General features: G+C 53.0%; 9 protein-coding genes and 1 pseudogene. 3 read left to right on the forward strand and 7 right to left on the reverse strand.

Going from position 1 to position 12485, the window contains the following annotated elements; all coding sequences use genetic code 11:
- Positions 1–38: 38 nt before the first annotated feature.
- Positions 39–494, forward strand: a pseudogene (locus ACNQ0W_RS23655) (carbon-nitrogen hydrolase family protein); the annotation flags it as partial.
- A gap of 24 nt (positions 495–518) precedes the next feature.
- Positions 519–1181: an exodeoxyribonuclease X gene (gene exoX / locus ACNQ0W_RS23660; RefSeq protein WP_015570288.1), complete on the forward strand. Its 663-nt coding sequence runs from the start codon at positions 519–521 to the stop codon at positions 1179–1181.
- Here exoX and ptrB read toward each other — a convergent pair.
- A complete protein-coding gene (gene ptrB, locus ACNQ0W_RS23665) occupies positions 1163–3238 on the reverse strand; it encodes an oligopeptidase B (RefSeq protein WP_062933475.1) in 2076 nt (691 codons plus the stop codon). The genes exoX and ptrB overlap by 19 nt on opposite strands.
- Before the next feature lie 75 nt (positions 3239–3313).
- Complete coding sequence (locus tag ACNQ0W_RS23670) at positions 3314–3964, reverse strand: tellurite resistance TerB family protein (RefSeq protein WP_062933474.1); 651 nt, start codon at positions 3962–3964, stop codon at positions 3314–3316.
- A 171-nt stretch (positions 3965–4135) separates the two neighbouring features.
- Between ACNQ0W_RS23670 and purT the strand changes: the two genes are divergently transcribed.
- Positions 4136–5314 (forward strand): formate-dependent phosphoribosylglycinamide formyltransferase, encoded by a 1179-nt coding sequence (purT, locus tag ACNQ0W_RS23675; protein WP_062933473.1) that lies wholly within the window; start codon positions 4136–4138, stop codon positions 5312–5314.
- Between the two features lie 61 nt (positions 5315–5375).
- Here the strand turns inward: purT and ACNQ0W_RS23680 are convergent, their stop codons facing one another.
- From ACNQ0W_RS23680 to ACNQ0W_RS23700, 5 genes are read right to left on the reverse strand one after another with little or no spacing between them, the layout of a single operon-like run.
- Complete coding sequence (locus ACNQ0W_RS23680; RefSeq protein WP_062933472.1) at positions 5376–6770, reverse strand: hypothetical protein; 1395 nt, start codon at positions 6768–6770, stop codon at positions 5376–5378.
- Positions 6770–7027, reverse strand: a complete 258-nt coding sequence (locus ACNQ0W_RS23685; RefSeq protein ID WP_063149865.1) for a PAAR domain-containing protein — start codon at positions 7025–7027, stop codon at positions 6770–6772. Before ACNQ0W_RS23685 ends, ACNQ0W_RS23680 begins: the two co-directional genes overlap by 1 nt.
- Positions 7028–7039: 12 nt before the next feature.
- On the reverse strand, positions 7040–7747 hold the full coding sequence (locus ACNQ0W_RS23690; RefSeq protein WP_062933471.1) for a T6SS immunity protein Tli3 family protein: 708 nt from the start codon (positions 7745–7747) through the stop codon (positions 7040–7042).
- Between the two features lie 9 nt (positions 7748–7756).
- Entirely contained in the window at positions 7757–9871 is a 2115-nt protein-coding gene (locus ACNQ0W_RS23695) for an effector protein Tle3 domain-containing protein (protein ID WP_062933470.1), read from the reverse strand.
- Positions 9868–12381: a DUF2345 domain-containing protein gene (locus ACNQ0W_RS23700; protein ID WP_062933469.1), complete on the reverse strand. Its 2514-nt coding sequence runs from the start codon at positions 12379–12381 to the stop codon at positions 9868–9870. Before ACNQ0W_RS23700 ends, ACNQ0W_RS23695 begins: the two co-directional genes overlap by 4 nt.
- Positions 12382–12485 lie beyond the last annotated feature (104 nt).

Genomic DNA, 12485 nt, shown 5'->3' on the forward strand with positions numbered 1-12485 from the left:
GAGGTTAGTCGTCGGCAGCGTCAGATGTGTATAAGAGACAGCTCCTTCACGCCGCCCAGTCACGTTTCATCACGGTGATTGCTGGTATTACGCTCCAGCAACACGGCCAGCGCCAGAAAGGACTCGCGCTTTTCACCCCTAACCTGTCGACCATCCGGCGTTATCCGCAGGGCAACGGTGCGGGTGTTATTCCTGGCGATAAACGGTTAACCATCGTGGATAACCAGGCTGACGCCCCGGAACTGGACCCGGAGGCAACGCTGTTCACCAGCAGCCTGGCCGTGGGCGAGCACCGCTGGCGGCAATCCATCGGTTCGTTACAACGCTTCGCGCACAAGTATGCCATCGCGGTATTAATGGCGAACGCGCGCGGCGGTAGCGCATTATGGGATGAAAAAGGTCAGCTGATTGTACGTGCCGATAAGGGAGAACTGCTGCTAACCGGTTCTTTAGGCCAACAGGGTTGGCAAGGCGATATCATTCCATTAGGCTAGGCATTTTAGGATCAGGAGCGATCAATGCTGCGCGTTATCGATACCGAAACCTGTGATTTGCAGGGTGGAATTGTGGAAGTCGCTTCTGTCGACGTGATTGACGGAAAGATAGTCAACCCAATGAGCCATCTGGTGCGCCCGGATCGTCCCATCAGTGCGCAGGCGATGGCGATACATCGCATTACGGAATCGATGGTGGCGGACAAGCCGTGGATTGAAGAGATCATCCCTCTTTACCACGGTAGCCAGTGGTATGTCGCCCATAACGCCAGCTTTGACCGCCGCGTGCTGCCGGAGATGCCCGGCGAATGGATTTGCACTATGAAGCTGGCGCGCCGTCTGTGGCCGGGGATCAAATACAGCAATATGGCGCTGTATAAGTCGCGCAAACTCAGCGTGCGGACGCCGGAAGGGCTGCATCATCACCGTGCCCTCTATGACTGCTACATCACCGCAGCGCTCCTGATTGATATCATGAACACTTCCGGCTGGACGCCAGACGATATGGCGACCATTACCGGGCGCCCCGCGCTACTGACCACCTTTACGTTCGGTAAATATCGCGGGAAGCCAGTATCGGAAGTGGCGGACAAGGATCCGGGCTATCTGCGCTGGCTGTACAACAACCTCGACAGAATGAGCCCGGAACTGCGCCTGACGCTGAAGCATTATTTAGGCGAAGCCTGAGTCCCCGCCCGGCCTGGCAGCGTATCCTGCGCCAGGCCAATCAAAAAGGCGTACTCCAGCGCCACCCCTTCATAGGATTTAAATCGCCCTGATTTCCCTCCGTGCCCCGAGTCCATATCGGTACACAGCAGCAGCAAATTATCGTCAGTTTTCAGCTCACGCAACTTCGCCACCCATTTCGCGGGCTCCCAGTACTGTACCTGGGAATCGTGCAGGCCGGTGGTCACCAGCATATGCGGATAGGCTTTCGCCTCGACGTTATCGTACGGGCTGTACTCTTTCATGTAGCGATAATAGGTTTCATCCTGCGGGTTCCCCCACTCCTCAAACTCCCCGGTGGTCAGTGGAATGGACTCATCCAGCATGGTCGTCACCACGTCCACAAACGGCACCTGGGCGATAACGCCTTTAAACAGTTCAGGCCGCTGGTTGATCACGGCGCCCATAAGCATGCCCCCGGCGCTGCCCCCCATGCCAAAGCAGAGCTGCGGATCGCCATAACCCTGCGCGATCAGCGCATCGCAAACATCAAGGTAGTCATTAAAGGTATTTTTCTTTTTGAGAAATTTTCCGTCTTCATACCAGTGCTGACCCAGCTCGCCGCCGCCGCGAATATGGGCAATCGCATAAACAAAACCGCGGTCGAGCAGGCTCAGCCTGCTGCTGCTGAAATCGGCGTCCATGCTGGATCCATAGGAGCCATAGCCATAGACGAGGATGGGGTTTTTACCTTTGTTGAAGTGCGCCTTGTGATAGACGAGCGACACTGGGACTTCAACGCCGTCGCGTGCGGTCACCCACAGGTGCTCACTGCGATAATTTTCCGACTCAAAACCCCGGACCTCAGCCTGTTTAATCACCTGACGCTGCCCGGTGTCCATATCCAGTTCAAACAACGTATCCGGGGTGGTCATCGACGAATAGCCGTACCGCAGGCGGGACGATTCCGGTTCCGGGTTAAAGCCGATCCACGTTACGTAAGCCGGGTCATCGAACGCAATGCCCACCACTTCGCGGGTTTTGCGGTTGATTTGGCGGATACTGGTCAGTCCGCGCTGACGCTCTTCCACCACCAGCCAGTCGGTAAACAGGGTGAACCCCTCCAGCATCACCTGATCGCGCGCGGGAATTAACACTTCCCATTTGCGTTCATCGCGCACTTTGGTTTTATAAAGGCCAAAGTTTTTGCCCTCGCGGTTCGAACGCAGGTAAAAGCTGTGCTGGAAGTGATCCAGGCTGTACTCATGATCTTTACGGCGCGGCAGGAAGCACAGCGGCTGCGCATCCGGCAGCTCTGCATCCAGCAGCAGCACTTCTGAGGTGGTGGCGCTGGAGAGGAAAATGATCACATAGTGGCGAGAAGACGTTTTATGCAGGCTGACATAGAACGTCTCGTCTTTTTCCTCATACACCAGTTCATCGTCGGCGGAATCGGTCCCCACCGTATGACGCCAGACCTGATAAGGCAGCAGGGTTGAGGCATGCTTTTTAACGTAGTAGACCGTTTCTGAATCGTTACCCCAGACGAAATCGGGGGAGACATTATCCAGCATTTCGGGATACCAGTTCCCCGTTTCAAGATTGCGGAAACGCAAACCGTACTGGCGGCGGGAGAGGTAATCCTCAGCCAGCGCCATAATGGCGTTATCGGGGGAAATGGACATGCCGCCCAGCGTATAAAACTCACTGTGGGCAGCACGTTTGTTGGCATCCAGCAGGATCTCCCATTCATCCCACTCGGCGCTCAGCACAGACTGGCGCTGGTAGATGGGATATTCATTTCCCGGCTCATAAATATGGCGATAGCGATAACCGTTTTTGCACCACGGGGCAGAGACATCACGCTGGGGGATACGCTGCACCATTTCCTTCAGGAGCTGATCCTGAAGCGCCTGCTGGCTGGCCATGACCTGGCGGCCATAGTCGTTTTCCTCGTGCAGATAGTCCAGCACCTCTGGCCGGGAACGTGAATCGTCCCGCAGCCAGTAGTAGTTATCGATACGCGTATCGCCATGCGTGGTGATCGCATAAGGAGTACGTCGGGCTTTTGGAGGCATGGCATTCTTACTTTTTCGTTTTACATCCTATAAGGTTGGCAAAACACGCGTATGATGCAAGCGAAACATGGCCTTCTAGCCCGCGAGGGTCTGCTTCTGCTGCTGAATATCCTGCTCAATCCCCTCGCGAACGTCCTGGGGGATCTTCAGCGCATCGCCCAGGGCGTTCAGGTAGCTGCGCTCCATAAAGTGATCGATATCGATGGCGGCACAGCTCAGAAAATAGAGTTCCAGCGCCTCTTCTTCGTTTTTCACGCTTTGCGCCAGACGCTGCGGATCGAGCGGCTGTTCGATGGCCTGCGCCACCAGCGCTCTGCCCTGCTCCTCAACGCCCGCTTCCCGCATCTGCTGTTCAATTGCGGCACGTTCACTGGCATCAATATGCCCGTCGCTCTTGGCCGCAAAGACCAGGGCGAGGATCAGGCGCTCGGTGCGTAAATCTAACGGCGATACCTGCTTCCCGTACTGCGGTTCATCCTGATGCGCGTTGCGCACCTTGTCTTTGTATTTGCTCCATAAGACGGAACCGGCAATAGCCCCTCCGCCCGCCAGCAGCGCGCCGGTACCGTATTTGGTAAGCAGTTTCCGCGATGATTTATTGGCAACCAGCAAACCGGCCAGCCCGCCGAGCGCACCCGGCACCAGCAGCTTGCTCAGACCCTGCTCGCCGGACGACGAGCCTTTTTGTCCCAACAGGGATTGCAGTTGATTCATCCAGCCTGACATATTTTTCCTCACGTAACAGTGCGTAACCTTCACAGCCTAAGCGAGCGGGTGTCAGGAAATGTCTGTCAGTGCTAAAGAAGCGCAAATTTCCCCCCTGTCCGGTTATCCCCATACAAGACAGACGCAAACGTTTTCGTTTATACTGCCCGCATCTTTTTCAGGGGGATTTTTATGACTCGTTTAGGAACCGCGCTGCGTCCCGCCGCGACGCGTGTCATGCTGTTGGGATCGGGTGAACTGGGTAAAGAAGTGGCCATTGAATGCCAGCGTTTGGGTGTGGAAGTGATTGCGGTGGACCGTTACGCGAATGCGCCCGCCATGCACGTCGCACATCGCTCGCACGTCATTGATATGCTTGACGGTAATGCCCTGCGGGGGTTAATTGCCGACGAAAAACCGGATTTCGTGGTACCTGAAATTGAGGCCATTGCCACTGAGATGCTGGTTGCCCTTGAACAGGAAGGCCAGCGCGTGGTGCCCTGCGCCACTGCGGCAAAACTGACCATGAACCGGGAAGGCATTCGTCGCCTGGCGGCAGAAGAATTACAGCTCCCGACCTCCAGCTACCGTTTTGCCGGGGATAAAGCTGCGTTTCTCCAGGCCGTAGAGGAGATTGGCTACCCGTGCATCATTAAGCCGGTAATGAGCTCCTCCGGCAAAGGGCAGAGCTTTATCCGCGACAGCAGCACGCTGGACAAAGCCTGGGACTATGCCCAGCAGGGCGGCCGAGCCGGGGCCGGGCGCGTCATCGTGGAAGGCGTGGTGAAGTTTGATTTTGAAATTACCCTGCTCACCGTCAGCGCCGTGGATGGCGTTTATTTCTGTGACCCGATTGGTCATCGCCAGGAAGACGGCGATTATCGTGAATCCTGGCAGCCGCAGCAGATGAGCGCGCTGGCGCTGGCACGCGCGCAGGAGATCGCCCGCAAGACGGTGCTGGCGCTGGGCGGCTACGGCCTGTTCGGCGTGGAATTGTTTGTTTGCGGCGACGAGGTGATCTTCAGTGAAGTCTCCCCTCGTCCGCACGATACCGGGATGGTTACGCTGATTTCACAGGATCTCTCCGAGTTCGCGCTGCACGTACGTGCTTTCCTCGGCCTGCCGGTTGGCGGCATCCGTCAGTACGGCCCGGCAGCCTCGGCGGTGATCCTGCCGCAGCTGACCAGCCAGAATGTGACCTTTGATAACGTCGAAGGTGCGGTTGGCGCAGGTTTGCAGGTCCGGATGTTCGGCAAACCGGAGATCGACGGAAGCCGTCGTCTGGGCGTGGCATTAGCGACCGGGGAAAACGTGGACGAAGCCGTCGCCAGAGCGAAAAAAGCGGCCACTGCGGTAAAAGTGACAGGGTAAATAACTAAAGGCTGGTCAACTAAGCGACCAGCCACATTACATGATTAATGTTGTTCCGTTTCTATCGCTTCCATTCGTATTCCATGTCCTCGTAGGCTTCATTCGTTTTCGAGATGAAAACAAAAATACCGAGGCCAATAAAAATAACGAAGGGAATGATGATGCTCGCAATCAGTTCCCAGATTGCTGGCGGATCGTTTTGCGCCAGGAAACTGATGCGATAGGCAATGAGGGATAACACGCAGAATAAAGCCGCCATCCCCGCAGGATAAAGGGGATTACTCCAGTTACACCAGGTAAGTTTTTTTGGGATAGCTGTCTTCATGGAGGAAAGCGAAGTAATACAAAATTTGTTTTTGTCTGAATAAGCTGCCAGTTGCTCCCCCTGGGCATATTTTACCGCATCCGCCGCAAATGCCAGAGCCAGCCACCGATACCCGGCACTCTTTGCTCCCAGAGAGGCATCGATATCCAGCCGTTCCACCGTGAGCGCTTTTTTGTCCAGTGCCTGCATTAATGGATATTTTTCAATACGGGACAGCCCGGTATACCAGAGATTTTTCGGCGTAAGTACCGAACCCGTCTCAAGGAAGACCGCCATGTTGTCCTCTACATCGGTCACGTCAGACATAGGCTGATATAAATATACCGGTTTTTCGCCCTCCTCCCGGACATAATGACTGGTCAGCAGGAACGCACACGCATTTTCCATGCTCTTTGATTCGCCGCTTTCTTCATGTAAATCAACGATAACAATCAACCGGTTTTCGACTCTGTAATCAGATAAGTTCATCCATTGGCTAACGATCGCGTAGTCAGGACATTCTGTGCTGTACTCAATTTTACACGTGCTGGCCGTTTCAATACCCAACCGCTCCAGAGTGCGTCTCAGTTCTTCAATGCAGGATCCACTTCCTCCACGAACCCAGACAACGGTTTCAAAAATACGGTAGTTATAGCCCTTCAATTTTTCTGCCATCGGGTCCAGTAAGCGGTAAAACATCTGTTCATTCCTGGTCTGGTCGAAGCGATCTTCCAGCTGAATGTTAACCGGCGTTTTCGGTGCCAGCGGAAATTCGCCTTCCAGTTTCAACATATTCAGCGCGGGTTGCTCCAGGGGAGTGATTGAAGACCATGCTGCGATAGCCATATTTTTCCGCGCATACGTCTTTAAATTAATCTCCTGCTCTTTTGCTATGAATTTTCGGGTTTCAGCATAATGAATGTTGGCGTCATGAAATATGAAACTTGTAAAAACTATCAACGACACAACACAGATGGGCAGAATAACTGAAGGCACAAAAAAGAGAGCCGTAACGTGTTCCTGTTCAGGCCAGGTGAGAGCCCGGATCGCGAGGCCCATTGCGACGGCTATCACATAGAGGAAAACAATCATGACGACTGGCACAGTGGAATCCGGGTCTGGCTGTTTTTTGTATAACCACCACGCGCGCATTACGAAGCTCCCGCCACAGGTAAGGTACTTTTGATTTCACATCCACACGCCGCGCGACAGCCATCTACCACAACCCCACGGCCATGCATGGTCCAGGTTGGGTGACATTCATTGATCGCGAACGTTCCTTTATGGAGCGGACACTGCACAAGATCATCTTTTAAGGCCACGGGCTGACCCATAAAGTCTGCCCCAGAGGCCTTAGTGACTTTTCCTCCGCTTATCAGCGAATCGTTTAACCTAATGACGCCTTTCATCACTTTATCTCCCTATTTTCCCGCATCCATGTTGCATTGCATGTGCTCCCAGCCGGTATAGCCTTTCACTTCGGGTACGCTGTCGGGTAGATCTTGCCAGTTAGCCTTAAATTGCTGCGTGCTGTGCTTTAGCCCCTGCTTAGTCATATAGACCATTCCCCAGGCCCAGCCAGGGAAACGGGGGTCCAGCGTATCGCTTACTTTATTTCCCATTCCGTCATCCACGGTATAGGCAATCCCCGGCCCGCCGGGCAGAATCCGCGGGTCTTCAAATGGTTTTGATGACATATACAGCCGGTGTTTGGTTAGTAAAAAGCCCTGATCGTTGACGACGGTGAAAGACACAGCATCTTCTGCGGGTGCTCTGTTATCTCCATTTGGTTCATTTCCCGCTGGGGAAAAACCGACGGCTTTCCATGTTTCGCCATAGTCTTTCGATACATGAAATCCATCCACCTCCCAGTTAGGAATAGAAATATATCGTTCTGATGGATGAATAAACTTACGGGTAAATACTCGATAAAATTGAAAATAAGGCTGTGAATGAATCCCCCTTTTCGTATCTGTATACCAGAGCTGGCCTTCACAGCCCCAGCCTTTTAACTCAAGGTAGCGATGATCATCGAACCGGTAAACTATCTGCGTCGGTGGCTCTTTTGCCTGGCATCCAGTTGTTAGCAAGATAGCTATAGCCGCAAGATCTTTGCATAATCCCTTCATGTTTTGTCCTTACGCCAGTTGACTGTCACTCATTGGTTTTGGCATATCCCATTGGAGGTTTTTCAATTCTTGATTTCCTGCAACCTGATCGTGAGAAGGCTTGAATGAGGTATGTTTGTTAAACTGATTTTTCACACCGTAAGTGCTCTTTGGAAGCACTTCGTCAGGTCTGTTCATGAAGTCTTTCGTCTCAGCAATTGGCAACCTTCCCGAACGATAATATTCTCTGGCATCGGCATTGCCGTTCTGCGGATCGCGCCAGTCCGCACGATGTAACAACCCCTCCCAAAATTTCCCCGCCTGATAATCGAATGATTTGCACTGCCCAATAGCCAAATCAAACGCCATAGCGTGCGATGGCGCAAATTCGCTCATCACAATAGAGGAGTGCTGGCTGTAGCCCACCGGGTCGATTTTCTGCCATTCCGCTTGCAGTTCTTCCGGTGTTTTCTTCCAGGTAAGGGTGACTAGCTGAAAATCACGCGAACCTGAAACCTCACCATAAATAACTTCATGCTTGCGTTCAAAACTCTCTTCTTTAAGCTCTGAAGCAGATAAAACGTGACCAGGCTGCCAGCCAATATTTTGATAGCGGTTCACAGCAAAGGTTGTCGTTACTGTGCGCTTAATGGCGCTGGCTTTGGCGGAATAGGAAATGTAGGCGTCCGGGCTGTCCGGATCGACATAATAGGTATACGGTTTATCACTGGTTTTAGGATCGTTATCCGGGTGATTATCCTCCCCCTGAAGTTTGAAAATAAAAGGTTCCGGTAACTCCTCACCGTTTATCACCACATCGCGAGCGCTGTAACTGGCGCTCGTGAGAAAGGCATATTTTGCATCCCCCTCATTTCGCGGTGGTAACTCAAAGGGTTTAGCGCCAGGAATGTTTCCTACTGCACCATGCTGGTAAAACACGCGCTGAAACAGATTAGGTATATCACTGGCTATATTCTGAGGAATGCCCCGCCAGCCAACCCCCTGAACATTCTCCAGCGACACGACGCCATCATTCGGGCAAAAGTAGTTATACACTTTACCGTCGTTGCTTCGGCAATATCTGTCATCCGTTCGCAGCGGATTATCGGAAGGTTTACGCAGGGTACAGGAGGCCTCCAGAGCCAGTAATTCGCTCTCTGCCATTTTCCCGCCACCTTTCCATTGCGTATGCATCAGGCGACAGAAATTTTTAAATGTCTGCTGTCTGGCGTCGTCGGTCTGCTGATAACCCGGCTGAATATTTTCAGCCACGCGCGACTCAAGAGAATACGGTGAGTGATTAAGAATCACACAGTTTACCGGAGCATACCCGGCCTGTTTCACCAGCATATTTGCCAGCATAGTAATAATCGTGCCCTGACTATGGGCCACAACGTTAATCACATCTTTCGCCGTAATCGGCTCACTTCGAATCTGAATAATCAAATCCGCCAGCCGTTGAGCGGCAAAAAACTGGTAAATGCGGTGTGGGTTTTCATAAATAGGATGGGTAAAATCGCCATCATTGAAGTGCAGCGAGGCAAATCCCGCAGCGGCAACGCCGAAGCCACCGGCGCCGGGCCCCAGCATATCCGGGATCGTCGTCGTCGCGTTGGCAAAGGTCCCGCCCCCCTTGGCAAAATTCGTATCGAGTGCGTTTTTAAAGTTATCGTTCTGGTACTGAAACGGCCCTTTTCCGTCATTACCCAGCGACTTTTTATTCGTCTCGTTATCTTCCTGGTACGCATCATAGGGAAGATGCGCTTTGTGACTCAGCTTTCCGACCTCCTCCCGGTAGCGCTTCTGGTCCGCCCGGTAATCAGCATGCGTAACCGGTTTATATCCCCAGTAAAACGGGATGATGGGGGAACGCCCTGGAGTGATAATTCTGTAGTCTTTCCATTCGTGGGCGTAAAAATCCTGCCGGTTAAGTCGCTTACCCAGCCCGGCAAGTATACCTTTCTCCTGGTTCTGGTAGGCTTCACCCACGTCGTTCACGCCATGGACGAGGATCACAATGCCGGGCATCGGGCGCGGTATTCCGACGTTGCGCGTCTGGGCGACTTCGCCCAGGGTTTTGTGTACCGGAATATCGCCTTCTGATACCACCCGTGGAGCGTAGGGTTTTGTCTTCGCCTCCGTCATTCCATTATCTCCATTTTATAGCTGTCGAGGTCGTCAGCATCGAGCAGGGGTGAACGACCGCAGCTGTCCGTCAAGCCTTCCACCACCTGTCCGGATGCACTGGTCAGCCTGAATTTTTTGTTTGCCAGAATTTGCTCCGGATCATCGCCAGCGTGCAGTTTGTAGCGAAGTTTAAAGGCGCCTTTCTCAAAGGATGGCGTCGGTACCGACACACTTTCCGGACCGTCGTATTTCAGGCTCGGCGCTTTGAGCTCAATGCCCGTCGGCGAGAAAATGGTGACCAGTCCGGTCGGGCTGATACGGATCCCGCCGCCCCCGCAGACAAACTGCATTCCCTTTCTGGCACTGCCGTTCATTTTCCCGGCGGTGCTTGTCAGCGTGAAATCCTGCTGCGACAGCATGTGCATTTCGCCCCGCTGCGCCTGCGTCGTAATATCCCCCGCACCGGCAATCATCTGGATGCCGAGTTTCCGGGCAAACAGCGACAGTTTTTCCCCTACGGCCAGCGAGAATTTTTTCACCACATTCACGCTGGCATTCCCGCCCGCTGTGGCAATCAGGTCTTTCCCGGCGGACAGTTGCAGGCTGTCCGGCGTAACGTGCGCAATTCCATTTTTTCCATATGCCAAAATACCGGGCTCCGCGAGATGACTCAGCGTCTGGCTGAGCGCATTTTGCCGATCGGTTTCCACATTACTTGCGCCTGCCGTAAGCGCACTTTGCTGTAGGGTCATCGCCAGCGACAACGCCTTTTCAAGTTGTGCAATAGCCGCTGTCATATCCAGTTGCTTCCCCCCCGCGCGGGGCTGGGCTTCCGTGGTGATCATCACGCCTTTCGCAGCACGCAGCGCCATCCAGTCGTCGGTGCGAGCCTCCACACCTTCCCCGCGTTTTTTGCCTTCAGCATCAACCAGGTGACCCACACTCACTTGCCCTTTGCCGTACTCGGTAGAGATTTTGATGTGCTCCTGCCCGCGACGGTCTTCAAGACGGATCTTGTTCAACGCGGCCGTGCGGATCACGTTTCGTGTATCGTTACGGTTTGTGACTAAATCCGGGTGGCTGCCGTCGTGCATGACATGGGCGATAAAAGGTCTGTCCGGGTCACCGCCTTCAAAACCAACGGCAACTTCAGTCCCCTCCAGTAGCGGAAAGTGAATACCAAAGGTGTCACCGGCGTACGGCCTGCCGAGGCGTACCAGGGCGCTTTCGAATCCGACCCGTTTTTCATCAAGGTCAAAATCGAACTTAACCCGGTAGCGCCCAACCGCATCAAGTCCGGCATAGGTTTTATCTCCCCCGATAGCCTTCACTCTGGCGGGCACCGTTCCGGCTATCACCGGCCGGGATAAGTATTCAGGACGGAAGCTATAGCCCTGGATATATGGGATCCCAGAAAGTACGGCGCGATAGTGTTCAGCACGGCTGCCGCGGATAGTCATCGCAGTTATCACAAACCCGGACTTAAACCCGTCAGGTACAGGCCCTGAGGGATAAAACATAATGCCTGGCTGAAGCTCGGGATCGCTGGTTGTCGCCCCCAGAACACTCTGTCCATTCAACAGGCGTTCATAACGCAGACGGGCGTAAAATGCGGCGGTTTCCGCCTCTTCACCGTAAAAATCACCCGCAGCCAGATAGTGATCGGCATAGTGATAGTGTTGGCCTGTCGTTACACCTTCGGGAATATCGCACGTTTTAACGGTCTTATCCGTCTGCGGCGATTGCGGGTCACGGTAGTTATAGGTGCGAACCAACACATTTCTTGGGATCAGACCGTGCTGCTCCTCCAGATCGGTAATGTATTCGTTATAACTGGTCATGCCTGAATGTCGGACATAAGGCATCTGTTTGTCGCTGAAATTGTAACGACGCGCAGAATCCCCAAAAATAACGACGGTTTCTGTTTTTACTTTGTTGTGATTCTCAAAACGGAACCAGATCCCTATCTCTGCCAGCAGCCGACGGATGAACCGCAAATCGGTTTCTTTCCACTGAACGATCATTTCCCGTCGTGGATAACTGTGGCTCAGTTGGTCAAAATCAATGTTGTAGCCGTCAAAGTGACCACTGTCCTTCATCAGCTTTGTAACGAGCTCCGGGACTGTCATGTTCATGTAAACCGCAGAACGGTAGTTTTGATCCAGCAGCGCCAGCTCATGCTCCAGCACGCATTCATAAAGGGCTTCATCACCAGAAGACGTCAGCCGGGAAAATTGGGTGATCGTGCCATTAATCTGGCGAACCGGCAGCCAGGAGGTTTGCCCATGCCATGAGGCTTCCTGGTTGGGTGCACGCAGAATAAACTCAGCCCGCTGATTAAGAACGGCATTAATGGCAATGTTTTGATCCGGACTGGTAAAGCGAATGGTATAGCGATAAGGCTCGCTTAATATCTCTTTTCCTGTAAAAGAATGAACATCAGAAATAACATTTTTGCTACGCGGGAAATACAATAAATATCTGTTTAACGTGTCCCGCCGTTGAGCTACCTCAGATTCCCCTGACATTATTAGCTATCCTTTTAACAAACATTCCTTTTATTAAAAACAATACACCTATCGCCCCCCTATTAAAATACCCAACTTCAAGTTGAATTAACTCAGGGGAAGTA

Source organism: Enterobacter cloacae complex sp. 6730903, assembly GCF_048283985.1.
Classification (GTDB): domain Bacteria; phylum Pseudomonadota; class Gammaproteobacteria; order Enterobacterales; family Enterobacteriaceae; genus Enterobacter; species Enterobacter hormaechei_C.